The organism is Novosphingobium sp. HR1a (assembly GCF_015594425.1).
GTDB lineage: Bacteria > Pseudomonadota > Alphaproteobacteria > Sphingomonadales > Sphingomonadaceae > Novosphingobium > Novosphingobium resinovorum_A.
The window spans coordinates 45,082-71,343 of the sequence record NZ_JABXWS010000041.1 but is presented as its reverse complement, the minus strand read 5'-3'; the positions used below and the strand labels follow the sequence as shown (position 1 = coordinate 71,343).

Annotated in this window: 28 protein-coding genes and 1 pseudogene; 22 read left to right on the top strand and 7 right to left on the bottom strand. The window is 60.8% G+C overall.

All coding sequences use genetic code 11. The annotated features are described in order from the left end of the window. The 7 genes from HWN72_RS09770 to bphC form a co-directional block, all read right to left on the bottom strand. Nucleotides 1-1,625: TonB-dependent receptor (locus tag HWN72_RS09770; RefSeq protein ID WP_248005914.1), on the bottom strand; the 1,625-nt coding region annotated here is incomplete at its 3' end. Between the two features lie 77 nt (nucleotides 1,626-1,702). Further along, a complete protein-coding gene (locus HWN72_RS09765; RefSeq protein WP_211150172.1) occupies nucleotides 1,703-3,874 on the bottom strand; it encodes a TonB-dependent receptor in 2,172 nt (723 codons plus the stop codon). A 37-nt stretch (nucleotides 3,875-3,911) separates the two neighbouring features. Next, entirely contained in the window at nucleotides 3,912-4,505 is a 594-nt protein-coding gene (locus tag HWN72_RS09760) for a 2-hydroxychromene-2-carboxylate isomerase (protein WP_211150171.1), read from the bottom strand. Then, on the bottom strand, nucleotides 4,502-5,764 hold the full coding sequence (locus tag HWN72_RS09755; RefSeq protein ID WP_211150176.1) for a Rieske 2Fe-2S domain-containing protein: 1,263 nt from the start codon (nucleotides 5,762-5,764) through the stop codon (nucleotides 4,502-4,504). The genes HWN72_RS09760 and HWN72_RS09755 overlap by 4 nt, the downstream gene beginning before the upstream one ends. 21 nt (nucleotides 5,765-5,785) lie before the next feature. Continuing rightward, nucleotides 5,786-6,274, bottom strand: a complete 489-nt coding sequence (locus HWN72_RS09750) for an aromatic-ring-hydroxylating dioxygenase subunit beta (RefSeq protein WP_211150170.1) — start codon at nucleotides 6,272-6,274, stop codon at nucleotides 5,786-5,788. After that, complete coding sequence (locus tag HWN72_RS09745; RefSeq protein ID WP_211150169.1) at nucleotides 6,275-6,601, bottom strand: non-heme iron oxygenase ferredoxin subunit; 327 nt, start codon at nucleotides 6,599-6,601, stop codon at nucleotides 6,275-6,277. Between the two features lie 50 nt (nucleotides 6,602-6,651). Beyond that, nucleotides 6,652-7,551 (bottom strand): biphenyl-2,3-diol 1,2-dioxygenase, encoded by a 900-nt coding sequence (gene bphC, locus HWN72_RS09740; RefSeq protein ID WP_211150168.1) that lies wholly within the window; start codon nucleotides 7,549-7,551, stop codon nucleotides 6,652-6,654. Between the two features lie 289 nt (nucleotides 7,552-7,840). Between bphC and HWN72_RS09735 the strand changes: the two genes are divergently transcribed. The 22 genes and pseudogenes from HWN72_RS09735 (at nucleotide 7,841) to HWN72_RS09635 (ending at nucleotide 26,119) form a co-directional block, all read left to right on the top strand. Then, nucleotides 7,841-9,253 (top strand): SRPBCC family protein, encoded by a 1,413-nt coding sequence (locus tag HWN72_RS09735; RefSeq protein WP_130030105.1) that lies wholly within the window; start codon nucleotides 7,841-7,843, stop codon nucleotides 9,251-9,253. Beyond that, nucleotides 9,250-9,744, top strand: a complete 495-nt coding sequence (locus HWN72_RS09730) for an aromatic-ring-hydroxylating dioxygenase subunit beta (protein ID WP_130030104.1) — start codon at nucleotides 9,250-9,252, stop codon at nucleotides 9,742-9,744. The genes HWN72_RS09735 and HWN72_RS09730 overlap by 4 nt, the downstream gene beginning before the upstream one ends. Before the next feature lie 43 nt (nucleotides 9,745-9,787). After that, a complete protein-coding gene (locus tag HWN72_RS09725) occupies nucleotides 9,788-10,744 on the top strand; it encodes a PdxA family protein (protein WP_248005913.1) in 957 nt (318 codons plus the stop codon). After that, nucleotides 10,696-12,015, top strand: coding sequence for an aromatic ring-hydroxylating dioxygenase subunit alpha (locus tag HWN72_RS09720; protein ID WP_248005912.1), 1,320 nt, complete (start codon nucleotides 10,696-10,698; stop codon nucleotides 12,013-12,015). The genes HWN72_RS09725 and HWN72_RS09720 overlap by 49 nt, the downstream gene beginning before the upstream one ends. Further along, nucleotides 12,012-12,491, top strand: coding sequence for an aromatic-ring-hydroxylating dioxygenase subunit beta (locus tag HWN72_RS09715; RefSeq protein WP_130030101.1), 480 nt, complete (start codon nucleotides 12,012-12,014; stop codon nucleotides 12,489-12,491). The genes HWN72_RS09720 and HWN72_RS09715 overlap by 4 nt, the downstream gene beginning before the upstream one ends. 48 nt (nucleotides 12,492-12,539) lie before the next feature. Beyond that, nucleotides 12,540-13,145: a glutathione transferase GstA gene (gstA, locus tag HWN72_RS09710; protein WP_130030100.1), complete on the top strand. Its 606-nt coding sequence runs from the start codon at nucleotides 12,540-12,542 to the stop codon at nucleotides 13,143-13,145. Between the two features lie 181 nt (nucleotides 13,146-13,326). Next, the gene (locus tag HWN72_RS09705) at nucleotides 13,327-14,178 is read left to right on the top strand and encodes an alpha/beta fold hydrolase (RefSeq protein ID WP_211150166.1); all 852 of its coding nucleotides are present in this window, start codon (nucleotides 13,327-13,329) and stop codon (nucleotides 14,176-14,178) included. Between the two features lie 19 nt (nucleotides 14,179-14,197). Next, complete coding sequence (locus tag HWN72_RS09700) at nucleotides 14,198-15,121, top strand: catechol 2,3-dioxygenase (RefSeq protein ID WP_211150165.1); 924 nt, start codon at nucleotides 14,198-14,200, stop codon at nucleotides 15,119-15,121. Between the two features lie 29 nt (nucleotides 15,122-15,150). After that, complete coding sequence (locus HWN72_RS09695; RefSeq protein WP_309141562.1) at nucleotides 15,151-15,555, top strand: heme-binding protein; 405 nt, start codon at nucleotides 15,151-15,153, stop codon at nucleotides 15,553-15,555. Nucleotides 15,556-15,608: 53 nt separating this feature from the next. After that, nucleotides 15,609-17,093, top strand: coding sequence for a 2-hydroxymuconic semialdehyde dehydrogenase (locus HWN72_RS09690; protein ID WP_211150164.1), 1,485 nt, complete (start codon nucleotides 15,609-15,611; stop codon nucleotides 17,091-17,093). Nucleotides 17,094-17,097: 4 nt separating this feature from the next. Beyond that, complete coding sequence (locus HWN72_RS09685; RefSeq protein WP_211150163.1) at nucleotides 17,098-17,910, top strand: 2-keto-4-pentenoate hydratase; 813 nt, start codon at nucleotides 17,098-17,100, stop codon at nucleotides 17,908-17,910. 25 nt (nucleotides 17,911-17,935) lie between these two features. Then, on the top strand, nucleotides 17,936-18,874 hold the full coding sequence (locus tag HWN72_RS09680; protein ID WP_040261278.1) for an acetaldehyde dehydrogenase (acetylating): 939 nt from the start codon (nucleotides 17,936-17,938) through the stop codon (nucleotides 18,872-18,874). Next, a complete protein-coding gene (gene dmpG, locus HWN72_RS09675) occupies nucleotides 18,871-19,902 on the top strand; it encodes a 4-hydroxy-2-oxovalerate aldolase (RefSeq protein ID WP_025548191.1) in 1,032 nt (343 codons plus the stop codon). The genes HWN72_RS09680 and dmpG overlap by 4 nt, the downstream gene beginning before the upstream one ends. Before the next feature lie 10 nt (nucleotides 19,903-19,912). Further along, a complete protein-coding gene (locus HWN72_RS09670; protein WP_086494137.1) occupies nucleotides 19,913-20,683 on the top strand; it encodes a 2-keto-4-pentenoate hydratase in 771 nt (256 codons plus the stop codon). Continuing rightward, the gene (locus HWN72_RS09665) at nucleotides 20,684-20,896 is read left to right on the top strand and encodes a 2-hydroxymuconate tautomerase (protein WP_086494136.1); all 213 of its coding nucleotides are present in this window, start codon (nucleotides 20,684-20,686) and stop codon (nucleotides 20,894-20,896) included. 4 nt (nucleotides 20,897-20,900) lie between these two features. Then, on the top strand, nucleotides 20,901-21,179 hold the full coding sequence (locus HWN72_RS09660; protein ID WP_025548196.1) for a 2Fe-2S iron-sulfur cluster-binding protein: 279 nt from the start codon (nucleotides 20,901-20,903) through the stop codon (nucleotides 21,177-21,179). 19 nt (nucleotides 21,180-21,198) lie between these two features. Beyond that, a complete protein-coding gene (locus tag HWN72_RS09655; RefSeq protein WP_211150162.1) occupies nucleotides 21,199-22,698 on the top strand; it encodes an aldehyde dehydrogenase in 1,500 nt (499 codons plus the stop codon). 42 nt (nucleotides 22,699-22,740) lie between these two features. After that, the gene (hcaB, locus tag HWN72_RS09650) at nucleotides 22,741-23,541 is read left to right on the top strand and encodes a 3-(cis-5,6-dihydroxycyclohexa-1,3-dien-1-yl)propanoate dehydrogenase (protein WP_211150161.1); all 801 of its coding nucleotides are present in this window, start codon (nucleotides 22,741-22,743) and stop codon (nucleotides 23,539-23,541) included. A gap of 72 nt (nucleotides 23,542-23,613) precedes the next feature. After that, a complete protein-coding gene (locus HWN72_RS09645) occupies nucleotides 23,614-23,994 on the top strand; it encodes a hypothetical protein (RefSeq protein WP_007015990.1) in 381 nt (126 codons plus the stop codon). 224 nt (nucleotides 23,995-24,218) lie between these two features. Then, a pseudogene (locus HWN72_RS31040) lies at nucleotides 24,219-24,407 on the top strand (sigma 54-interacting transcriptional regulator); the annotation flags it as partial. 36 nt (nucleotides 24,408-24,443) lie between these two features. Beyond that, nucleotides 24,444-24,776 carry a helix-turn-helix domain-containing protein gene (locus HWN72_RS31035; protein WP_248005918.1) on the top strand — a complete coding sequence of 111 codons (333 nt, stop codon included), beginning with the start codon at nucleotides 24,444-24,446 and terminating at the stop codon, nucleotides 24,774-24,776. Between the two features lie 116 nt (nucleotides 24,777-24,892). Then, entirely contained in the window at nucleotides 24,893-26,119 is a 1,227-nt protein-coding gene (locus HWN72_RS09635) for an NAD(P)/FAD-dependent oxidoreductase (protein WP_007015992.1), read from the top strand. The last annotated feature ends 143 nt before the right edge of the window (nucleotides 26,120-26,262 follow it).

Here is a 26,262-nt window from a genome sequence, read left to right as displayed (position 1 = left end):
CCACCCGGGTTGGAAGCGGACGCCACACAAGTCGGATCCGGGAAACCGTCAAACGGACCACCGACGATCAGCTGCGGGACGTTCTGACCAACCAAGCAACGGCTAAACTGGATGAACACGCCATCGGGATAAGGCAAACCAGGAATGCCCGCGGTGAAGTCACGGGTGATTACCGACAACGAGGGATCGTAGCGCTTGGTCTCGTCGGTGTAACGTATGCCCGGCGTAATCGAGAGGCGATCCGTCACCTTGTATGAGAACTGCAAGTATCCGGCATAACTGTCGTTATCGACCAGCCCGCCGCTATTAAACTCAGCAAATCCAAAGCGCAAAGGCTGTATATCTTTGCCTTTCTCCTTCAGATAATAGGCTCCCATCGTAAACTGCAGCTTATCGTCCAGAATCTTACCCGTTAGCTGGAGCTCTTGAGAGGCCTGCCAAATGCGGACATTGGTCGAAAAACCAAGCATGTCGATCGGAGACACGTCGAAGTCCATGTCTACGGTCGATTTTTGGTCACGATAAGCACTTATCGACTTCAAAGTAACATTACCGAAATCATACTCAAGCGAAAGGTTCGTGCCCCAAAGATCGAAATTCGAACGATTTGGCCCTCCCGCCCAGGTCTCGTCGATGTTGCCTGTCACCCACCGCGAGGAATAGCAGATTGGATTGTCGGTCGGTGCCAGTTGGCCAGGAGCGCCACATTGTCCTGCCCCTTCGCGAAGCTTATTGTACGCAAAAGCGGCGCTGGGGATGGCGACCACGCGCCCATTGATGGTCTGGAACTGCAGCAGATCCGGCGAATCACGGTTCTCAATCAGATAATTGGCGGCCATCTCCTCGCGCCGAATATTGACGTCGGCGGCGAGAAGCGCCTTGAAATTGTCGGTCGGTTCCCACTTGAAAGCGACGCGGCCCGAAAAGCTGTCCTTGTTGCCTTGACGCCCACCATCGAGCAGGCGGCGCTGATAGCCGTCGCGGGTCTCGTAGGAAGCGACCGCGCGCATTGCCAGGGTGTCGCTAATCGGAACATTGACGATGCCCTTGAAATCCGCTCGATTGAAGCGTCCGGTTGCGGCTTCGAGCTTAAGTTCGAAGTCGTTTCCGGGCTCATTGGTGTTGACGAGGATCGCGCCGCCAATCGTGTTCTTGCCGAACAGGGTGCCTTGCGGGCCGCGCAGGATCTGGACATTTGCGATGTCCGCCATTTCAAGCAGACCACCAATCGATCGGGCGACATAGACGCCATCGACATAGATGCCAACACCAGGATCGACGGTGATGTTGTAGTCGGTCTGGCCGACGCCGCGGATGAACGCGGTTAGCGTTGCACTCGAACCCGAGATGTTGCCAACCGGCTGGATATTCACGTTAGGTGCGTAAGACGCCACCTGGGCGACGTTAGCGATTTGCCGGTCTTCGATCATGGCACCGCTCATCGCGGTAACCGCGATCGGCGTTTCCTGCGCGTTCTCTTCCCGCTTGCGGGCCGTGACCACAATGTCGTCGAGACCGCCTCTCGAGGCTTCTTGCTGTGCGCCCGGCTCGACATCTTGCGCATGAGCAGAATTCGGAGCAAGTGCGAAACTGGCAATAGTCAGGCCGGTCGTAGTTATCAGCATGCGTTTGGTGTTGTAGAAAGATGTAATTCTAGGCATAGTTCCTCTCCCTCATCGATCACAGGCTTTTCGCCTTAGTGCTAGAATTTTACCTCAAAGGTCACTCCGATTTTCCGTGGCTGTTCGTAAAATCCATCGTTCGACAGCGGGCCCGGCCGCATCGTCTGGAAAACCTTTTCGTTTGTGAGATTGGTGGCCCACACTGCTACTTTCCAATTCTCGTTTTCGGGTGTCCAGGACAACGATGCGTTAGAAAGAGTGTATGGTTTCTGCGAGAAGTTGTTCGCAAAGTCGTAATAGAGACGCGAACTGAACGAGACATTTCCGTTTAGTGCCATGCGTCCGGCCCCAAGGTCGTGTCCCCATTCAAACCCGACATTTCCCGACCATTTCGGCGCCCGGGTCATGACGAACCCGGAGGCATCCAGGGTCACGACGGTATTGCCCCCGTCCGCCTGAGGGAAGAAACCCTGAGCCAGCGGGAAATCCTTGTACTGTGCGTGAGTATAGGCGAGCGCCGCCCGCAGTTTCAGGCCAGCGGTTGGGACGATCGTCGTCTCGAGTTCGCCGCCATAGATTTCGGCATTTGCTGCGTTCTGCAGAATATAGCCAGACCCGGCCGAATCCTTAGACTGCAGTTGCAGGTTGGTGTAGTCATAATAATATATCGCGAGATTGGCTCGGAACCAGTCGAAAGGATCTGATTTTAACCCAAATTCAGCAGCCTTGATTTCTTCGGGTTCGACAGGGATGTTACGTGTGCTAGCCATATTGAAGACGCCGCTTTTGAAAGCGGTGCTCCAGCTAGCGTAGACATTTGTTTTGTCGTCGATTTCGTAACGTAGGCCGATCTTGTAGTTGAACTTATTGAAGGACTTGTGAACGTTGTTAACCACCAGACTGCCGTTTAGTGTCTGTGAAAATTCCCGTTTTTCGGTCGTGTAACGCCCGCCGAGGTTGACGAACAGGCCCGGTACCGCCTCGTACGTGATATCCGCGAAGCCGGCAAAGGACCGGCCGCCCAGATCAGGTTCGAGCGTCGGTCCGGACAAACCTGCCGTGGGACTAGGGGCTGTCCAGGGCTGAAGAAAAGCACTTCCACCAAATTGGTAGAAATATCCACCCACCAGCCACTGGAGCGGGCCGGGGTTGGCGGAACTGAGCTTGATTTCCTGACTGCCCGACTCGGAACGGAAGATCGCCGGAAAATTCCCTAGCCGCAGGTTAGAAGCGTCTGAATCGGTGATCTGATTCCAGCGGAGGTTCATGAAGCCGCTGGTGGTCTCGATGTTGAAATCATCGAGTTCGAGCTTGGTGTGCAAGGCGAAAGTCCAGCGCCGCAAGTCGAGGCGAGGAACATCGGTGAGCGACGCTTGCCAGGCTCCGGTAGGCAAGATGGCTCCGGGGAAGCGCCGCGCGACAGTGTTGCCATCGACCGGTTGCGGCGAATTGCTAGTGCTTTTTTGGTCGAAGAATTCGCCGGTCAGGACAACCTTGAAATTGTCCGCCGGCTTGAACAGAAACTTGCTGCGCAAATCGATGACCCGCTGGTCGCCCAGCGTTCCACCACGCACCAGATCATCGATATAGCCATCGTTCTTGCGGAAAAGGCCGGAAAGATCGATCGCGGCCTTTTCGCTGATAGGGCCGGTCACATAGAGCCGCGCGTCATAGTCGCCCGCTTCGCGCCGCATCCGGCCGACCCGTAAGGAAGCCTTGCCCCGGAAATCGAAGCTGGGGTCCGGCGTGATCACATTGATCAGCCCGCCCGTCGCATTGCGACCAAAAGTGGTGCCTTGCGGACCGCGCAGCACCTCAACCCGCTCGACCTCGACGAGATCGATCCAGTTTGCGGCAGATTCGGGCTGATAGACCCCGTCGATATAGGTGGCGATGTTCGGTTCGTCGCCGATCGAGATGCCGGTTGAGCCGACGCCGCGAACCACCGGCTGGAAGACACCCATGTTGCGGCTGCCGACAAATCCGGGAACCAACTGGGTCAGCGTCCGGACTGTCGACACGTCGGCCGATTGCAAGGCATCTCCGCCCAGCGCCGTGACGGCCACGGGCACCTGCTGCAATCTTGCTTCGCGGCGGGTCGCAGTGACAACGATATCTTCGATACCGGTCGACGCCTGCTCATCTTTGGGCTGCTCGGCTGTTGTATCCTGAGCGAGCGCGACACTAGGAACAAGCGATTGCGCAAGGACGGCAGCCGCAGTTACAAACAAGTTAATCTGAAGTTCTTTCATTTCCTCTCCCCTCGCCGCATATTTTTAATTCTAAGAATTACTTCTGTTGAGATAGATACTCCTGCAGAAAGTCGAGACGATCATTGCCCCAGAATATTTGATCGTCGACAAACATTAACGGCGCGCCGAAGACTCCCCGCTGATAGGCTAGGCTGCGAGCCTTGCGATATTCATTCTGGCCAAGTGAAGAGTCCACGAAGGCTGTCAACGCCTCTGGATCGAGTCCAGCTTCTGTTGCACAGGCGCGCAGTTCTCCGCGGTCGCTTGGGTCGATTCCCTGTCCCCAGATCAGATTGTAAGCGGCAGCGACGTATGCTTCCGCTTTGCCCTGCTCGCGCGCGTAGAGCGTGGCGCAGTTCCAGTCCTTGCAGGCAAAGCTGGCCGGAAAACGCAAGGGAGCGTCATATTTGTGGGCCCACCGGTTGAGGTCCGCCATCATCACCTTGATTTTCGGAACCACCTCGCGATTGGACGGGCCGTAGTTCCCCGCCGCGATCTTCGCCTCGGGGATATCGATCGGCCAATATTCGAGTTCGCAACCGGCCTTGCGGGCTATTTCCGGGAGCTTCAGCTGCGCGAGGTAACTGAAGGGACTGATGAAGTCGAAATAGAAGTCGATCTTGCGGGTCATCGTGCGGTCCCGAAGCCGACGAGCTTCTCGTAATTGTCCCAGAAGCCGATAATGGCGCCTTCGGTGACAAGATGGTCGGCATCTTCGGCGCGGCAACCGCCCATCGCGATGAAGGAGGTTGCCTGCTGCTCGCCGGCAATGGCGTTCTGGACGATTTCCACCGCTTCGCCGTCTTCCATCGAGATCAGGCCGGCCGGACCGATCAGGTTGGTCTGCTTGCGCCGGATTGCCTGCATTTCTGCATCGTCGTCGGCGTAACCGAAGTGGGTCCAGACCAGCTCGAACGCTTCCTGTCCCTTTGGCACGATTTGCCGCACGGCGAGCGTGTTCTGAATCTGCTGGAGGACCAGGTTCGGGAAAACCGCGAGGATAACCAGGGTAATGCCGTCATCGAATTCCTGGCGGCCCTTGAGCAGCGACATGTCCTGAAGCTTGAACTCGGTATCGAATGTCCTGGAATCGCCATAGGCCTGTTTGTCGGCGGCATCGTCGTTGCTGGCGGCGATGGAATAAAGGAGCGAATGCCGCTTCTCGCTGTCCATCAGTGACTTGCCGGTCTGGGTCGATCGGTAGAGCCCGAACGTATTGTGGAACAGGTGCAGAAGGCTGGCGTGATAGGGATCGCGGGTATTCTCGGCATAGAGCTTCCAGTTGCCGTGAACATATTGCCGCTGATCGCCCAGAACCTTGATCGGCTTGTGCATGATCCGTTTGATATGCTCGACAACCAGCGGGCCGAGGAAATCGTTCAGTGGCACCACGCTTTGAGAAAAGCTGGCGAAGACAAGCCCGCCGACGATCCCGACGCGCAACTGCTTGAGGCCATGCTGTTTCATGTCGAAATCGCCGGGCATTCCGCCCTGGCCCTTGAGACCGCGGCGGAACGGCACCCCGATCAGATTGCCGGCGAGGTCATAGGCCCATTGGTGGTAAACACATTCGAGATTGGGGCGATTGCCGCGCAGTTCGCGGCATACCAGGGCCCCGCGATGAGCGCAGCGATTGACCACGACATGAACGGCGCCATCAGCGGCCCTGGTGACGATGACCGGGGTTTCTCCGATGAAGGTTGATTTGAAATCGCCAGCCTCGGGCACTTCTGCCTCGAGCGCGACGAAGGACCAAGTCTCGCCCTGGAAGATCTTTTCCTGCTCGCGCGCGTGATACTCCGGATCGGTGAAAACCCGGTAGGGAACCCGGCGACCAGTTCCGTTTGCGGTTCTCGAGGGATTTTCGTCTAGCAGAGCTGTGTCGGTCATGATCAAAATCCTCGTCGCGAACTAAATCGGGCGAACCATCATCGTGTCGATGAGGTTGGTATCGAAAACGGCGATCTTCGAACGAAACAAGGGGCGCTCGCCCGACAAGTCGATCTCGTCTATATACTTGCCCGAATTGTAGATTGTGGTGTGTCCGTCGGTACGGGTCATAAGGACCGCATAGTTGGTTTGCGTCTTTGCGAGTGCTCCCGTTGTGGAAACCATCCGGGTCGGACCGAGAATATGACGGTAGGCATGCACCGGGAAGATATTGGCTTTGCGCAGTGAAACAATGCGATCCACAAGCATTCCGCGGCTGTCGCAATAGATCGCCGCTGAATCCAAGTTTCGCTCGAAGTTCTCGCGCGAGATCACGGTATAAACGCAGTCCGAAACAAAGAGTTCGGGCCACTCTTCCAAGCGATCATCGTCAATGAGTTCGGCGTAGAGCGCGTTGAGCTCGGAAGTGAGCTGCTGCAGCTCATAGCGGGAAGGGGTGTCGAGGAGCATTCAGGCGCTCTCTTTCGGTTGATCGATGCACACCCAGCCGTCTTCGATCGTGACGGGGTATGTCTTGATGGGGATCTGGCAGGGAAAGGCCTTGGCAGCTCCGGTCGCGATGTCGAACGAACCACCGTGAAACGGGCACTCGATAATTGTGCCGTCCTGGTAGCCATCGGTGAGCATGGCATTGCCATGGGTGCACAGATTGTCGGTGACGAATACATCGCCATCGACGTTGTAGACGGCAAGCGCAGGCATTTGCTCCTGGTAAACCGCGACCGGTTCACCATCCTTAACGTCCGCTACTTGGCAAAGGCGCAGTTTGTTCGACATAGCGTCTGGCAATTCCAATCTTGCTTCCGAACTGGCGGTCAATGGAAGGCTCAACCGAGGGGAATATCCATGCCGTAGCCTGCGGCCTCGTTGCCGTGACCGAAGATGTCGCGGGTGTAATATTCCTGCTGGGTCGGGGCCTTGCGGGCTCCCCAGCCGAACTCCCACAGCCAGCCCGACGGATTGGCGCAGTAGAAGGTCAGCGCCTGGTCATTCGCGTGCTTGCCGAGCTGGAGCGCGACGTCGATCTTGCGCGCCCGCACAATGTCGTGCGCGAGGCCGAGATCGTCGAGGTCGGTATATTCGAACATCAGGTGGTTGATGCGCTTTTCCATCGGGCCAAGCCCGAAAGCGACCGAATGCTGCCGCTCGTTGCAGTGCATGAAGTACGGCTGCGCCACCATCCCGTTGGGCAGCTGCAGGTGATACTCGACCGACCCGCGCAGCCCCAGCAGTCCGTAGAACGCCGCCGCCGCGGGAACATCGTCCTGACGCAGGATGCAATGCCCGATTCCTTCCGATCCGGTCACGAACTTTCCGTACATGGGGCGCCCAGGATGGAAAGGCTTGTGGGTGTCGACTTGCGGCCCGTAAAAAATTTCGGTGGGGTTCCCACCCGGATCGGCGAGCTTGGCAAGACCGAGCACGCGCCGCTCGCGAGCTTCGGCCTCGCTTGCCACCGTCAAGGAGATTCCGGCGGCGGTCAGCTTTGCCACCATGGCGTCGAATTCCACCGGATCGGCAACGCGCCAGCCCAGATAGGCAAGATCGTCGGAGTCGGAGGCGTGCAACACGATGCGATGATGCCACTGGTCCATGCGCAGGTAGAGGCGGTCGCCTTCGCCCTCGTCGACAATCTCCATGCCGGCCACTTCGGCAGCATAACTGCGCCATGCATCGAGATTTGTTACGGTCAACCCGAGGTAACCGAGTTCCGTGACTGCTGCCATTTGCTTTCTCTCCCAGAGGACGCGGCTCGCATCTCGCGGGACCGTCATCGCCGATTGTCTTGCCGCCGGTCTTGCCGGCCGAGTCGAGGCGATAGCCGATAGTTCTCCATAGTGCAATACGTTGCACCGGGTAATTTGTTGGTGTAGGAATAGCGCAACAGAACGTCGATCCAGCGATTCGCCCGTGATGGGCGGGCGGCGCGGGACCGGATTCGGGAACACCGCCAAGGTGTCCAGTCATTCAGCGGAAGCCGTCCGACCGGCTGCCGCAAAGTGGGAGTGGAGCGTTATGGAAGCCGCAGAAAAGCGTGTCGGACGGATTGCCGATTTGCAAGCGATCAAACAGCGCCTGAAATCGTGGCTCGTGAAAGATCAGGCGAGGGGTATCTACCAGATCGACCGCGCCGCTTTCACTGATGCCGAGCTGTTCGATATCGAGATGAAGTATATTTTCGAGCGCAACTGGATATTCCTCGCTCACGAAAGCCAGGTCGCCAAACCCCACGATTTCCTTACCGCCAAGATGGGGCGAATCCCCGTGATCATCACCCGGGACCGGTCTGGGACTGTCCGCGGGCTGGTCAACGCCTGCGCCCACCGCGGCGCCAAGGTCTGCCGCGAAAAGGCCGGCAACAGGAAGAATTTCATGTGCCCCTTCCACGGCTGGACCTACTCGTCTGCAGGGGACCTTCTCGACGTCACCGAAGAAGGGGCGGGGGGTTATGCGCCTGGCTTCGACCGCGCCGATTTCGGACTTCCCAGGATCGCCCGTCTGGAAATTTACCGCGGCTTCATCTTCGGCAGCCTGTCTCCCGATGTCTTGCCACTCGAGGAATATCTGGCCGGCTCGAAGGCGTTCATCGATCTGTTGGTCGACCAGTCTCAGCAAGGCGAAATGGAGGTGCTGCCGGGCGCTACGCGGTACCGCTATCGCGGCAACTGGAAGATGCAGGTGGAAAACGGTCTGGACGGGTATCACGTCGGAACGGTCCACGCCAATTACTTCATGACGGTGATGCGTCGAGTCGAGGGGGCCTCCAAGAACGACACCAAGGCGATCGACTTTTCAAATTTCAACCGGCAGGACGGCGGATCTTTTTCCTTCCATAACGGGCATTCAGTGCTCTGGGCCGACTACGCCAATTTCCGGGATCGGCCGAATTTCGAGGCCCTCGACTGGATCGAGGAAACCCATGGCGAGGAGAAGGCGCTGTGGATGAACAAACGCATCCGGAATCTTCAGCTGTTCCCCAACGTCTTCCTGATGGATCAGACCAGCACCCAGATCAGGATCATCCAGCCGATCTCCGTCGACGAGACCGAAGTCACGACCTATTGCATCGCTCCGGTGGGTGAAAGCGCCTCGGCACGGGCCCTGAGGATCCGGCAATACGAGGACTTCTTCAATGCCAGCGGCATGGCGACGCCGGACGATCTGACCGAATTCAACAACTGCCAGGCCGGGTATGGCGCAGGCGAAGGTCGGATGAACGACATGTCGCGCGGCTCGACGCGCTGGGAACAAAACGCCGGGCGTTTCGGCGCCGGCCTTTCGGTGGATGCGGTGATGAGCAGTCCGTCAGTGGCCGACGAGGGACTCTATGTAGCTATCCACGACGAGTGGATCAGCCGGATGAACTCCGCTATCGACCAGGAGACCGCAGAATTTCTTGCCAAGGGCGACTTGGAGCTGGCGCAATGACGGCAACCGATGCGCATTGGCTTGCCGTTTACCGCTTTCTCGGACGCGAGGCGGTAGCGCTCGACGACAAGGACTGGGACGCCTGGCTGTCGCTCTATGCCGAAGACGCGGAATACTGGGCTCCGGCCTGGGATGACCGCGAGCGCCTTACCGTTGATCCGCAGCGCGAAATCTCGCTGATCTATTATCACAATCGCGGCGGCCTGGAGGATCGGGTTTTCCGTATTCGCACCGGGCGGTCCTCGGCAAGCACGCCCGGGCCGCGCACTTCGCACGTGTTCACGTTGCTTTCGACGGAAGAAGGCGATGGCCTGGTACGGGCGCGCACATCGTGGACGGTAACATCCGTGCTCGATGGGGCGGTAACCGTCTACAGCGGATCGGCCTTCTATGATCTCGAGCCTGCCGGCGGGAGTTTTGTGATCAAGCGCAAGAAGACCGTGATCATCAACGACCTCGCGCAGACCATGCTCGATGTCTACAGCATCTGACCGACCCATGGCAGCACCAGCAGCGCGTCCCGTCGTCGGGACCATGATCGGCGATCCTGCGGGGATCGGACCCGAAGTGACGGTCAAGGCCTTGGCGGACGGTTCGGTACACGAGGTATCGATACCGGTGCTACTTGGCTCGGCAGCGGCGGTGGAGCGTGCGCTCGACATGACCGGGGTCAGGGCCCGGGTGCGCCGGATGCGTTCGTTCGAACAGCCCAGTGACGATGTCGGGGTGATCGACGTGATCGACACTGGAGCCTTGCCGGACGGCGTTTTGCCACTGGGTGTGGATACCGAAGTGGCCGGCCATGCCACCGCGCAATGGCTGGACGAGCTCGACGCGCTGGCCCGGGATGGCTCCTTCGCCGCGACGGTCATGGGACCGATCAGCAGCGGTTCGCTCAAGATGGCCGGAAAACTCGACAAGGTGATCAGCCCCACGCCGGGCGAAAGCTATCTGGTGTTGCTGACCGGTCCTTTGCGGGTGGCGCATCTCACCGATCACATGTCGCTGCGCGAGGTGATCGACGTGATAACCGCCGATCTCGTCGCCAAGGCAATCAGGCAAGTTAATGATGCCATGCGGTCGTGGGGAATCGCTCGTCCGCGGATCGCCGTGGCGGGGCTCAACCCGCACGCCATGGGTGACGAGGATCGGCTCGCGATTGCCCCCGGGGTCGAACGGGCCCGGGCAGCCGGCGTTGCCGTGGAAGGCCCGATTGCGCCCGATTCGGTCTTCCGCCAGTGCATCGAGGGGCGCTTCGACATGGTGCTCGCGATGTTCCACGATCAGGGGCACATTGCCGTAAAGACCTGGGGCTTTTCGGGCAATTGCGTGATCATAATGGGTCCGCCCTATCTGCACATGTCGGTCGCCCACGGCACCGCCTACGATATTGTCGGCACGGGCAAGGCGGACGCCGCGATGATGCTCAGCGCGATGCGCATTTGCGGTCAGCTCGCATCTGGACAGGGATTTACAGGAGAAGCACAATGAATGCCATGGCCCCAGTGGGAGCGCCCTCGCTCCCGACAGCGGTGGACTATAGAGTCTACCACGATACGCAGATTTTCGCCGCCGAGCAGCGCAATATCTTCAAGGGGCGCACCTGGTGCTACCTTGGGCTTGAGGCCGAGATTCCCAACGCGGGCGACTTTCGCGCAACCCATCTCGGCGAAACGCCGGTGGTGCTCGTGCGCGGACAGGAAGGCAAGCTTCATGCCTGGGTAAACCGGTGCGCGCACAAGGGCGCGACGGTGTGCCGTTCGTTGCGCGGCAACCAGGCCGACGGCGCGTTCGTCTGCGTCTACCATCAGTGGGCTTACGATTCGGAAGGCACGCTGGTCGGCGTACCCTTCCGGCGCGGGATGAAGGGCGTTGGAGGGTACGAAAAGGATTTCGATCTGGCCAGTCACTCGCTCGAGAAGCTCCGGGTAGAAAGCTACAAGGGCATGGTGTTCGGCACTTTTTCAGCCGACATCGAGTCGCTTGACGATTTTCTCGGCCCGGTGATGCGCAAGTATATCGACCGCGTTTTCCAGCGCCCGATCAAGGTCCTGGGTTACTCCCGGCAATATATGGCGGGCAATTGGAAGCTCTATTCCGAAAACAGCCGCGACAGCTACCACGGCGGCTTGCTGCACCTGTTCTACCCGACTTTCGGAATCTACCGACAAAGTCAGGACAGCGCGGGTGAGCTGGCCGAGCAGGGCTTTCACAATGTCTTTACCGTCTCCAAGCCCAAGGGTGACATCGATTACGGATCGTTCGGCGATGAGGCCAATCGCGAAATGCAAGGGTCCGCCAAACTGCAGGACGAACGCCTGTTGCAATTCCGGCCCGAGATCGAGGACGATGTGGGCTTGCACATCCAGTCGCTGTTTCCGTCGGTCGTGCTGCAGCAGATCCAGAACACGCTGGCGACACGCCAGATTGTGACTCACGGTGTCGACAAGACCGAGCTGGTATGGACTTATTTCGGCTATGCCGACGATGATGAGGAAACGACCCGTCACCGGCTGCGCAACCTGAACCTCGTCGGTCCTTCCGGACTGATTTCGATGGAGGACGGTGAAGCGGTCGAGCTTTGCCAGCAGGGCACGGTCGGGGCCGAAGGCAAGCACAGTTTCATCGAAATGGGCGGCGACGACGTGCGGGGCTATTACGCGCCGATGGGCATGGACGAGAACGCTGTGCGCGGCTTCTGGAAAGGCTATCTGAGCCTGATGGGCGATGCTCTTGCCGTCAGCGCCGAGGCATCGGCATGAGCTTGGTCGAGCCTGTTTTGCAGGGTCTCGTCGATTCCCTGAACGCCGCTTACGGACTGTGTCTGGATGACGACCGGCTTGAGGAGTGGCCCGAGTTTTTCGTCGACGATTGCCTTTATCAGGTGATCGCCCGCGAAAATGTCGACAACGGGCTGCCGGCCGCGGTGATGTATTGCGACAGCAAGGGCATGCTCGTCGATCGGGTGGTGGCGCTGCGCCGCGCCAACGTTTTCCCGGAGCATTTCAGTCGTCACCTGATTTCGCGAGCGGTCTTGACCGGGATCGACGGGGATACCGTGTCGGCCGAAGCAAGCTATGCCTTGCTGCAGACGCGCAACGACGGTGAGACCCGCATCTACAACGCCGGGAAATATGTCGACCGTCTGCTAATCAAGGACGGCGTAGCCAAGCTGGTGAGCCGAATGTGCGTCTATGACACCCACAGAATCGCGACGCTGCTGGCGACCCCAATCTGACTGCCGAACATCGTCTGGCGTCGAAAAGAAATCTAGAGGAGAAATACCATGAAACTGTTCATCAGCCCCGGCGCATGTTCCCTCGCCCCGCACATTGCCCTGCGCGAAACCGGTGCCGATTTCGAAGCCGTCAAGGTCGATCTGGCCGTGCGCAAGACCGAGGCGGGCGAGGATTTCCTCACCGTCAACCCGTCCGGCAAGGTCCCGGCCCTCACCCTGGACAGCGGCGAGACCCTGACCGAGAACCCCGCCATCCTGCTGTACATAGCCGACCAGAACCCCGCGTCTGGCCTGGCGCCGGCCGAAGGCAGCCTCGATCGTTACCGGCTGCTGAGCCGTCTCAGCTTCCTCGGTTCCGAATTCCACAAGGCATTCGTGCCGTTGTTCGCCCCCGGCACTTCCGACGAAGCGAAGGCGGCGGCCGCGGAATCGGTCAAGAACCACCTCGCCGCGCTCGATAAGGAATTGGCCGGGCGGGACCACTATGCTGGCAATGCTTTCAGTGTTGCCGACATCTACCTGTTCGTGATGCTGGGTTGGCCAGCCTACGTCGGTATCGACATGGCCGCCTACCCCTCGCTCGGCGCCTATGTCGGCAAGATCGCGCAGCGTCCCGCCGTGGGTGCCGCGCTCAAGGCCGAAGGCTTGGCGTGAGCCGGACAGTCCGACTTCCCGCATTATGCGATGGAGTTCAACCATTCTCCATTTGCAAATGCGTTCTATTTAGTGCAATAGTAACGAGAAATCGGATGGACGCGAAAGCTGTGTGCATGACCTCGCGCGAACACAGGCAATGCTAGCGTCAAAAAACAGTTGAATATCGATTGGGAGAGCCATGACTGCCGTAGCCAACGACATCGCACGCCCGGAGATTGGCAAGTCCATCACGGTTGATGGCAGCGTCACGAATTATCACGATTTGGGCGATGGCGCACCGGTCCTGCTGATCCACGGATCGGGACCCGGGGTGACTGCCTGGGCCAATTGGCGGCTCAACATGCCCGAGCTAGCGAAGCGCTTCAGGGTCATCGCGCCCGACATGTTCGGGTTTGGCTATTCGGCTTCGAAGGGCCGGATCGAAGATAAGCGGGTGTGGGTCGATCAGGTCGCATCGCTGCTCGATAGCCTCGGGATCGACAAGGTCTCGATGGTCGGCAATTCCTTCGGCGGCGGCATAACCCTGGCGTTCATGATCGCGCATCCCGATCGGGTCGAAAGGGCGGTGCTGATGGGGCCGGCAGGGCTCGATTTCCCGATCACGCCTGCGCTCGACCTGGTCTGGGGCTACCAGCCTTCGCTGGAGGAAATGCGCGCCTCGCTCAAGTACCTTGCCTGGGATCACAGCCGGCTAACCGAAGACCTGGTCCAGTCGCGCTACGAAGCGAGTGCGCGTCTGGAAGCGCACGAGCCGTATCACGCGACGTTCGGCGGGGCTGACCGGCAGCGCAACATCGCGATGCTGGCTAGCCGCGAGGAAGACGTGGCGGCACTTAAACACGAAACGCTCATCCTGCATGGCCTGTTCGACCAGGTGATTCCGCTGGAGTCCACCGTTCGCCTGGCCAGCCTGTTGCCGCGCGCCGACCTGCACGTGTTCGCGGAATGCGGCCACTGGGTTCAGATCGAACGGATGGCGAGCTTCAACCGCATGGTGGCCGAATTTTTCGAGAACGGCCTCAAGGCCTGAAGGGACAAGGAGAACTGAAATGGCGCTGACCGGTGTACTTCGCCCTGGCTATGTCCAGTTGCGCGTCCTCGATCTGGATGAGGCAATCCAGCACTATCGTGACCGTATCGGCCTCAACCTGGTGAGCGTCGAGGGCGGCAGGGCTTTCTTCCAGGCCTTCGACGAGTTCGATCGCCACAGCATCATTCTGCGCGAGGCCGATACCGCGGGGCTCGACCGGATGGCATTCAAGGTCGCCAGGGATGCCGATCTCGACCACTTTGCCGAACGGCTGCTCGACATGGGGGTCCACGTCGATATCATTCCGGCGGGCGAGGATCCCGGCGTTGGCCGCAAGATCCGCTTCAATACGCCAACTGCCCACGTGTTCGATCTCTATGCCGAGATGGAGCTGTCCGATACGGGTCCGGCCGTGCGCAATCCGGACGTCTGGATCGCCGAGCCGCGCGGTATGCGCGCGACCAGGTTCGATCATTGCGCGCTCAATGGTGTCGATATTTCGGCGAGCGCGAAGATTTTTGTCGAAGCACTGGATTTTTCGGTCACTGAGGAACTGGTGGACGAAGGGTCCGGCACTCGGCTGGGCATCTTCCTGTCATGCAGCAACAAGGCGCATGACGTGGCGTTTCTGGGCTATCCAGAGGACGGACGGATCCATCACACGTCTTTCAACCTCGAATCTTGGCACGATGTCGGTCATGCGGCGGACATCATCAGCCGCTACGACATCTCGCTCGATATCGGCCCCACCCGCCATGGGATCACACGCGGTCAGACGATCTATTTCTTCGACCCGTCGGGCAACCGCAACGAGACGTTCAGCGGCGGCTATACCTATTATCCCGATAATCCGCGCCGGATGTGGCAGGCCGAGAATGCCGGCAAGGCGATCTTCTATTACGAGAAGGCGCTCAACGACCGCTTCATGACGGTGAACACCTGAGCATGAATGGAGTGGCGACAATCCGGTCGGTGGGACACGATCTTGCCGCCAAGGCGGTGCAGGTCGCCGTGGCCAAAGGCGGCGAGGCGGGCTGTCCCCTCGTCGCCGCAGTGGTTGGCGCCACCGGGGAGCTGGTCGCCCTGTTGCGCGCCACCGGGGCCCCGTTCCCCTCGTCCCAAATCGCGCAGGACAAGGCCTATACCGCGGCCAGCTTCAAGGTTCCGTCGCCGGACGTCTACAAGATGGTCGCGGGCAATCCCGCGCTAAGCGGAGGTATCGCCGCGAAGCCCGGAATCGCCATGTTCGGCGGCGGGCTGCCGATCGCGATCGCCGGCGAAATCGTCGGCGCGATCGGAGTGTCGGGCGGAACCGAAGAACTGGATACGCAGTGCGCAAACGCAGCCCTCATCTCGATCGGGGCGACGCAATATTGAGCGTCTGGCCATCGCGGCACTGAAACAAGACGCTACGGAGAATTGAAGAGCCCATGGCAAATGAGAATATCCCGGCTGTTACCGACACCATCCTGAATTTCATCGGGGGCGCTTATCGCCGTGGAAGCACCGGCAAGACCTTCGACAATTTCGCTCCTGCGACCGGCCTTCGGATCGGTACTGTCCACGAGGCGAGCGAGGCCGACGTGGCCGATGCGGTTGCCGCGGCCAAGGCGGCGCTCAACGGCCCCTGGGGCAAGATGACCACGGCGGAACGGGTCAGGCTCATCACGGCCGTTGCCGCCGAGATCGAGCGCCGCGCGGACGATTTCCTCGCTGCCGAAGTGGCGGATACCGGCAAGCCGCGCCATGTCGCCTCGCACATCGACATTCCGCGCGGCGCCGCGAACTTCCGGATGTTTGCCGACGTCATTTCGACGACCCCCACCGAATCCTTTGCAACGGCAACGCCCGATGGCGGGAAGGCGCTCAACTACGTGGTACGCAAGCCCAAGGGTGTGATCGCGGTGATCTGCCCGTGGAACTTTCCCCTGCTGCTGATGACCTGGAAGGTCGGACCGGCCCTGGCGTGCGGCAACACGGTTGTGGTCAAGCCATCTGAAGAGACGCCGCGGACCGCGGCGCTGCTGGGCGAAGTCATGAACGCGGTCGGGATGCCCGAGGGTGTCTACAACGTGGTGCATGGTTTCGGGGCGGGTTCGGCCGGGGAATTCCTAACCTCGAACCCCGATATCGATGCGATCACATTCACCGGCGAAACCGGCACCGGCCAGGCGATCATGCAGAAGGCCGCGGTCGGGGTTCGCGACATTTCGTTCGAGCTGGGCGGAAAGAATCCGGCCGTGGTGTTTGCCGACGCCGATCTCGACAAGGTGGTTGAAGGGCTGTCGCGTTCGGTATTTCTGAACACCGGCCAGGTCTGCCTCGGGACCGAGCGGGTCTATGTTGAACGGCCGGTTTTCGACGAATTCGTCAAGCGGATGACTGTGGCTGCCAAGGCGTTCAAGCCAGGTGCAACCGGCGACCCAGCCTATCTGGGGCCGCTGATCAGTGCCGAGCATCAGGAAAAGGTGCTGGGATACTATGCGCGCGCGGTGGCCGAAGGCGCCACTGTCGTCACCGGGGGCGGGGTTCCCGCGATTTCTGGGGATGAAGCGGGCGGCTTTTATGTCGAGCCGACGTTGTGGACAGGCCTGGCGCACGACAGTTCGGTGATGCGCGAAGAAATCTTCGGCCCGTGCTGCGGAGTCATTCCCTTCGATGCCGAAGACGAGGTGATCGGCCTGGCCAACGACACCGACTATGGGCTGTGCGCGACGATCTGGACCGAAAACCTCTCGCGGGCGCACCGCGTCGCCGCCTCGATGCAGGTTGGCGTCTGCTGGGTCAATTGCTGGTTCCTGCGGGATCTGCGCACCGCATTCGGGGGTTCGGGACATTCCGGGATCGGCCGCGAAGGCGGCGTGCACAGCCTCGAATTCTACACCGAAACCGAAAACATCTGCGTGAAGCTTTGAGACCATGACGACTGAAACCACTATCGATCCCACGGCCATCGAGCAGGCGGCCGAGCAATTGCGGGGCGCGGCTGCCAGCGGCAAGCCGGTGGCGCCGATTCGCGATCTCATTTCGGCCGGCGGCGTGGATGCCGCCTACGCCGTGCAGGAAATCAACACCCGGCACGCCCTTGACAGCGGACGGCGCCTGGTCGGCCGCAAGATCGGGCTGACCTCGCTGGCGGTCCAGCGCCAGCTTGGCGTCGACCAGCCCGATTACGGCATGCTGTTTTCCGACATGGACGTGCCCGAGGGGATTCCGATCTCGCTCGATCAGGTCATCCAGCCCAAGGTCGAGGCCGAAATCGCGATCGTGGTCGGCCGGGACCTGCTCTATCCCGATCTCACCACCGCCGAGATGATCCGCGCGGTCGAATATGTCGTACCCGCGATCGAGATCGTCGATAGCCGCGTTGCCAACTGGGACATCCGCATCTGGGACACCGTCGCCGACAACGCCTCGAGCGGGCTGTTCGTGCTGGGTGCGGTGCCGCGCAAGCTCGAAGCGCTCGACCTGCGCGAATGCGGCATGGTGATGGAGGTAAAGGGCGAGCCGATCTCGGTGGGGGCGGGGATTGCCTGCCTCGGCAGCCCGATCACCGCATCGCTGTGGCTGGCGCGGGTGATGGCCCGGGTCGGACGCCCGCTGCTTGAAGGCGACGTGATCCTGTCCGGCGCGCTCGGGCCCATGGCCGGGATCGCGCGCGGCGATGTCGTGGAAGCGAGAATCAATGGCGTCGGAACGGTGCGGGCGGCTTTCGCTGGCGAGGCCGGCTGACGCAGATGAACGGAAAGATCGAAGAATGACCAAGATGAAGTGCGCCATCATCGGCTCCGGAAACATTGGTACCGATTTGATGATCAAGCTGCTCAAGGGTTCCGATACCCTTGAACTGGCGGCGGTGGTCGGGATCGACCCGGCCTCGGAAGGCCTCGCGATGGCCCGCGAGCGCGGCGTGGCGACGACCCATGAGGGAATCGAAGGGCTGCGCAAGCTGCCGGCCTACCCCGAGATTGGCATCGCGTTCGATGCGACTTCGGCCTACGCCCACAAGGAACACGACGCTGCCCTGCAAGCCGACGGCAAGCTGGTTGTCGATCTGACCCCTGCCGCGATCGGGCCGTTTTTTGTCCCGCCGGTCGGCGGAGTGCTCGACAGCGAAATCCGCAATGTCAACATGGTCACCTGCGGCGGCCAGGCGACCATTCCCATTGTCGCCGCGGTTTCTCGGGTGACCCCGGTTCATTACGCTGAAATCGTCGCGTCGGTGTCCTCGCGTTCTGCCGGGCCCGGCACCCGCGCGAACATCGACGAATTCACCCGGACCACCGCGAAGGCGATCGAGATAGTGGGCGGTGCCGGCCGCGGCCGGGCGATCATCATCCTCAATCCCGCCGAACCGCCGATGATCATGCGTGACACGATCTTCACGCTGACCGATCAGGTGGACGAGGACGCCATCCGCGCCTCGGTCAAGGAAATGGTCGAAACCGTGCAAGCCTATGTGCCCGGCTATCGCCTCAAGCAGGAAGTGCAGTTCGAACGGTTCGGCTCGAACCGGCCGCTGAAGATCCCCGGATACGGCGAATTCGTCGGCCTGAAGACCAGCGTGTTCCTCGAGGTCGAGGGCGCTGGCGACTATCTTCCGAAATATTCCGGCAACCTCGACATCATGACCGCCGCCGCCAAGGCAGCGGGTGAGCGTTTGGCCCAACAACGCCTTGAAAAGGTGGCAGCATGACCTTCAATCCCGAAACCGGAAAGCTCTACATCCAGGACGTCACCCTGCGTGACGGCATGCATGCCATTCTTCACATGTACGGCACCGAAAGTGTCCGCACCATTGCCAAGGCGCTGGACGATGCCGGCGTCGATGCGATCGAGGTGTCGCACGGCGATGGCCTCAACGGCACGTCGTTCAACTACGGGTTCGGTGCGCATACCGACTGGGAGTGGATCGAGGCCGCCGCCGACGTGATCAAGAACGCCGTGCTGACCACATTGCTGGTGCCGGGTATCGGCACGGTCGAGGAACTCCGCCGCGCCTATGCGCTCGGCGTGCGCTCGGTGCGGGTGGCGACCCATTGCACCGAGGCCGACGTCGCCAAGCAGCACATCGGCATTGCCCGCGACCTCGGCATGGATGTCTCGGGCTTCCTGATGATGAGCCACATGATCGATGCCGAGGCGCTGGCGCAGCAGGCCCTGCTGATGGAAAGCTATGGGGCGCATTGCGTCTATGTGACCGACAGCGGCGGCGCGCTCGACATGGACGGGGTGCGCGATCGCCTGCGGGCCTATGACCGCGTCCTCAAGCCGGAAACCCAGCGCGGCATCCACGCCCACCATAACCTTTCGCTCGGTGTGGCCAATTCTATCGTCGCGGCTCAGGAAGGCGCAGTGCGGATCGATGCGAGCCTTGCCGGAATGGGGGCAGGGGCCGGCAATGCGCCGCTCGAGGTGTTCGTCGCCGCCGCTGATCGCAAGGGCTGGAACCATGGCTGCGATGTCATGTCGCTGATGGACGCGGCGGAGGACATCATCCGTCCGTTGCAGGATCGCCCGGTGCGGGTGGATCGCGAAACGCTGAGCCTGGGCTATGCCGGGGTCTATTCGAGCTTCCTGCGTCACGCGGAAAAGGCCGCCGAACAGTATGGGCTGGATACGCGCGAAATCCTGATCGAACTGGGCAAGCGCCGGATGGTCGGGGGGCAGGAAGACATGATCGTCGATGTCGCGCTCGATCTTGTTTCCGCACGTGCAGCATAGGCCCAAGGCAATGGACAAACTTGAGCGATACGCCGAAATCCTCGACAGCGCCGCTTTGCACGCGCGTGCCACACCGCAGCTCACCCATACCGATCCCGACCTGAGCGTCGCGGATGCCTACCGGGTCCAGCAGCTGTCGGTCGATCGGCGGCTGGCGCGGGGCGAACGCCGCATCGGGGTCAAGATGGGGCTGACGAGCCGCGCCAAGATGCTGCAGGTCGGGGTCGACGAGGTCGCCTGGGGGCGATTGACCGATGCCATGCTGATCGAGGAGGGCACGGCCATGTCGCGGGCGCGTTTTGTCCATCCGCGGGTCGAGCCTGAAGTCGCCTTCCTGATGAAGGCGACGCTGGCCGGCAAAGTGACGGCGGCGGCCGCGCTGGCGGCGGTCGAGGCGATTGCCCCAGCCATGGAAATCATCGACAGCCGCTATGAGAACTTCAAGTTCGCGTTGTCCGATGTCATCGCCGACAATACCTCGTCGTCCGGGCTGGTGATCGGTTCCTGGAACGATCCCGCGCTGGATTTCTCGAACCTCGGCGTTTACCTCGAAATCGACGGGGAAGTGAAGCAAATCGGCTCGACCGCCGCGATTCTCGGCCACCCCCTGCGCTCGCTGGTCGCGGCAGCCAGGCTTGTTTCCGAAGCTGGTGAGGAGATTTCGGCCGGAGACATCGTGATGGCGGGCGGGATCACCGCCGCGCCCAATCTGGCACCTGGTCAAACGGTGCGCACGACCGTCCAGGGGCTGGGTTCGGTCATGTTCCAGGTGGAGGCCTGAATGCCGATCATCGAGGTCAACTTGCTCGAAGGGAGGACTTCCGACGACAAGGAGCGGTTGATCCAGGCTTTGACCGCTGCCGCCATCGAAGCGATCGGTGCGCCGCGCGAATCGGTTCGCATCATCCTGCGCGAGATGCCGCCGGGCCATTTCGCGGTGGGTGGAGAGACCTTCGCTGCCAAAGCGGCCGCGAAGGCGGCTGGACAAGGCTAGGACCGTGACCGGCCTCTATCAAATCCGCGTGGTCGGCGGCGGCGAGTTCACCTGCGGCGGGGACGAGCGGGTCCTCCTCGCAATGGAACGTTGTGGTGCCGGCGATATCGGGGTTGGTTGCCGGGGCGGCGGATGCGGAATTTGCCGGGTGAGGGTAGTCGAAGGCGATTACCGGACCGGCAAGATGAGTGCGGCGAAGGTGTCGGATAGCGATCGCCAGGCAGGTTATGCCTTGGCTTGCCGTCTGTTCCCGGCCGAAGATCTGGTCATTGCAGTGGAATAAGATTGGAAGGAGTTTTAAGATGGCTACTCAACTGAAAAGCGCGGAAAACGAATACGGCATCAAGCCGGAATACGGCCACTTCATTGGCGGTGAATGGGTTTCGGGTGACAGCGGCAAGACGATCGACCTGATCAATCCGGCGACCGGGGCGGTGCTCACCAAGATCCAGGCGGGCAACGCCAAGGACATTCAGCGCGCGGTCGCGGCGGCCAAGGCCGCCTTCCCGAAGTGGTCGGAAAGCTCGCCCGCCGAGCGCCAGGAAATCCTGATCGAGGTCGCCCGTCGGCTCAAGGCGCGCCACCAACATTACGCAACGCTCGAAACTCTGAACAACGGCAAGCCGATCCGCGAATCGATGTACTTTGACATGCCGCAGGCTATAAGCCAATTCGAAGTGTTCGCCGGCGCAGCCTATGGCCTACACGGCCAGACGCTGGACTATCCCGATGCGATCGGCATCGTCCACCGCGAGCCGCTGGGCGTTTGCGCGCAGATCATTCCATGGAACGTCCCGATCCTGATGATGGCCTGCAAGATCGCGCCAGCCCTGGCTTCAGGCAACACGGTGGTGCTCAAGCCCGCGGAAACCGTCTGCCTTTCGGTTATCGAATTCTTCGTCGAAATGGCCGACCTTCTGCCCCCGGGCGTAATCAACGTCGTGACCGGTTACGGCGCCGACGTCGGTGAAGCGCTGGTGACCCACGAGGATGTCCGCAAGGTCGCGTTCACCGGTTCGGTGGCGACGGCTCGCCGGATCATCCAGTATGCTTCCTCGAACATCATTCCCCAGACTCTGGAATTGGGCGGCAAGTCGGCGCACATCGTTTGCGCGGATGCCGATATCGATGCGGCAGTGGAGAGCGCCACGATGTCGACGGTGCTGAACAAGGGTGAGGTCTGCCTGGCCGGTTCGCGGCTGTTCCTGCACCAATCGATCCAGGACGAGTTCCTCGCCAAGTTCAAGGTGGCCCTCGAAGGCATCCGCCAGGGCGATCCTCTGGACTTTGCCACCCAGCTTGGTGCGCAGGCTTCGCAGATGCAGATGGACAAGGTCCAGAGCTATCTTCAGCTGGCTACCGAGGAAGGTGCCACGGTCCTCACCGGAGGCAGTCGCAACGAAAGCCTCGCCGACGGGCATTTCATCAAGCCAACGGTCTTCACCAACGTCAGCAACTCGATGCGTATCGCCCGCGAGGAAATCTTCGGCCCGGTCACCAGCGTGCTGACCTGGAACGACGAAGACGATATGATGGCGCTGGCGAATGATACGACCTATGGCCTGGCCGGTGGCGTCTGGACCAGGGACATCTCCCGCGCGCACCGGATTGCCCGCAAGCTCGAAACCGGAACCGTGTGGGTCAACCGTTACTACAACCTCAAGCCCAACATGCCGCTGGGCGGATACAAGCAGAGCGGTTTCGGCCGTGAATTCAGCCATGAGGTGCTGAACCACTACACGCAGACCAAGTCGGTTATCGTCAATCTGCAGGAAGGGCGCGTGGGGATGTTCGACCAGTAAGGTTGTCCAACCCGTACAATCGGCTTGAAGAGGAGAGAGGCATTGTCTGCAAGGCTTGAAGGACAGGTCGCGCTGCTGACCGGCGGCGCAACCGGAATTGGTGCGGCGGTGGTCGCCCGCTACATCGAAGAAGGGGCCAGGGTCGGCGTGCTCGTTCGCGACGACGATCAGGCCCAGCTGGTGCGTTCGCGCCACGGTGACAAGGTTGCCGTGGTTGCTGGCGACGTCCGTTCCTTTGCAGACAATGCCCGGGCCGTTGCCGAGACTGTCGGGGCATTTGGCAAGCTGGATGTCTTTGTCGGCAATGTCGGGATCTGGGATTTCATGGTGCCACTCGAGCAGCAGGATCCCAAGATTCTGGAAAAGACATTCGACGAAATCTTTGACGTCAACCTGAAGGGGTATTTCTTCGGTGCGCGCGCCGCTCTCCCCGAACTGAGGAAAACCAAAGGCAGCATCGTCTTTACCGCCTCGACGTCGAGCTACTACACTGGCGGCGGCGGGACGCTGTATGTCGCATCGAAGCACGCGGTGCTTGGCCTGATCCGGCAGCTGGCCTGGGAACTGACACCCGATATCAGGGTCAATGGCGTCGCGCCGGGCGGCACCCGAACTCCGCTCAGCGGCACCAAGACTGGCGGGTTTTCCGAAACCAAGATGGAGGAGATGCCTGGCCTGGACGGAATGATCGCGGGCATGACGCCACTGGCGCGGATCGCCGAGCCGGACGATCATGCAGGTCTCTACGCGCTTTTGGCTTCGCGCCGCGATTCCGCATACATGACCGGAACGGTTCTGCTCAGCGACGGCGGCGTCGGCATCGGCAAGCGTCCCGACGCCTGATCCGCCGGTTCGGCCAGACGGCAAACACCGCAGGAACGACACCCTGTATCCGAATGTGGAGGATCGAGAACCATGGCCGAAAAATTCGAGTTCAAGGAACTGCTGAACGTGGCGGGTGTGATCGGCGCCGCGCGGTGGAAGCCAACCCATGTGGGACCAACGATTGCACCGCCGGAACTGGTCGAATTCGGCGGCGATATCACTCGGGATCGGGCCGAACGCATGATGGGCCATGCCGAAGCAGGCGGGCTTGCGATCTATGGCATCGGCCAGCTCAGCTACCAGCGGGCGCCGGTCGACAAGACAGTCGTCTACCCGATCGATGCCTATTATGCGCATGGCCAGTACACCTCGGTGATCGCAACTATCAACCGGGTTGCCGTGCTGCTGGACAACAAGGCAAAAGTGGATGTTCAGGACATGGTGCGAAAGATGATCCTGGTCGATAACTGAGAGCTGGGCTTGCCCGATCGACTTCGGTCTGGCTCTGCGCACTTGCTTGGCCATGAATGGCGTAAAATGGAAGTCGCGGCATCCCCGAAAAGGGATGCGGCCTAGACTAAGTTGCAAGGGGGTAATCAGAGAGAAAAATCCCCATTCGGGTGCAACTGTCGGTTGGGGGTCGCGCGGTCTGACCAACGCGATCTTTGCCAGCGCGCCCGATCACGAGCGCCAGAATGGCCGACCGCTCTACACATAATTTGAGTATGATAAAGGCTCTGACTCTGGCGGGCCGAGCGGGACGGTTCGAGTTGGCGCATGGCGGCACACTGTTCCTTGATGAAATCTCGATGCTGTCCCCGCTGGCTCAGAGCAAGGTTCTCCGGGTCAAGCAGGAGTGCGGATACGAGAGAGAGGGCGATATGAGGACCACGAGGGGGCAATGTCAGGGAAATCGAACGATGGTTGAACGTGCGATTTTGCTGGTGAACGATGGCGAGGCGATCGACCTTTGGCACCTGTTCCTCGGCTCGGGTCGCGTGTGCATCAGGGCCGACCTGGCCTTGACCAACGATGGACGGGTGTCGGGCGCCGAGGTCGGTAAAGAACAGGATCAGTCGATCAGTCACTTGGTCGGACTGTTGCGACAGAACGGGGAAGGGCTGGAAACATTTGAATGCACGATCGTCGAAGCAGCGCTTGAGGCTGCACAGGGCAATGTCGCGCAGGTAGCTCGAGACCTTGGCATGACTCGCCGGCAACCTGCATCGCGCCTGGAAAAGATCGGGCGGTAGAGAGTGCCTCATCATCCATCACTTGCAACGAGTTGTATAATATGCAACGATAGACAGTCACCGCGGCTGCCCTGAACAGCCCTGACGTGGCAAACAGAAATTTGGGAGAGAACTAAGTGCGCTCGATTGCGATAGTTGGTGCAAACCTGGCCGGTGGGCGCGCAGTCGAAGCCCTGCGGCAGGCAGGGTTCGACGGGCGGATCACCTTGATCGGCGAAGAACCGTGGCGTCCTTATGAACGGCCGCCGCTCTCCAAGGAAGTGCTGTGGGAACCGGCAAATGTTCCGGACAATTTCTTCCTGCAGGACGAGGCCTGGTACGACGATAACCGTATCGACATGCGCCTGGGCACCCGAGCCGAAGCAATCGACCTTGCGAGCGGCGGGGTCCGCCTGTCAGGGGGCGAGCTGGTTCAGGCGGACCGGATCCTGCTCGCCACGGGCGGTCACGCCCGCAAGCTCAACCTTGCCGGGGCCGATTGCGAGAACGTCCATTATCTGCGCACACGAGACGATGCGACCCGCATGGCGCTCGACCTGCGCGAAGGTGCCAGCATCGTGATCGTCGGCATGGGCGTAATCGGCGCCGAAGTCGCCGCCAGTGCGGTAAAACTCGGCTGCAAGGTCACCGTCGTCGAGCCGATGCCAGTGCCGATGGAAAGAGCGCTCGGCCGGCGCTTTGGGCAATGGCTGGGCGAGGAGCATCGCAGGCGGGGAGTAGCGACCCATTTCAACTGCGGCGTGACCGGCTTCAGGTTTGCCGGCAACCGTGTCAGCGCGGTCGTGGCAGACGATGGCACCGTGATTCCGTGCGATGCCGTGATCGTGGGGGTGGGGATCGTGCCGGCCACCTCGCTGGCCCGCGATGCCGGGATCGAGGTCAACAACGGGATCATCGTCGACCGTCGATGCCAGACCAGCAACCCGGCGGTATTCGCGGCGGGCGACGTGGCCGAGCAGGACGGGTTTTTCGGCGGACGGTTCAGGCAGGAAACCTACCAGAACGCTGCCGACCAGGCGCAGGCGGGCGCCCTGGCGATGCTGGGGCAGGAGGTCTCCTACTGCAAGCCGATGTGGTACTGGAGCGATCAGTTCGATCTCAACATCCAGTTCTGCGGGCAAATTCCCGTAGAAGCCGATATCGCAATTCGCGGCGAGATGGACAGCAACACCTTCGTCGCCTTCTTCCTGGCCGGTGAAACGATCGAAGGCGTACTGACGGTCAACCGCGCGCCCGACATGGGGGTGGGCAAGCGGCTCGTCGAAAGGCGAGCCCGCGCCAGCGCCGCAAGCCTGGCAGACGCCAATGTTTCCTTGCGGGACTTGCTCAAGCAGGCGGGCTGACCGGCAGTTCCCTTCGTTCAGCCGCTTCCTCCGCCGGAGGCGAACAGCGTCTGGCGATCGTTGCGATTCTGAGCCTTGCTTCGCTCTCGTTTATTGCGTCGGGGTCGAAGTCCTTGCTGAGCGAAGCCACAAAGCAGTCTTTT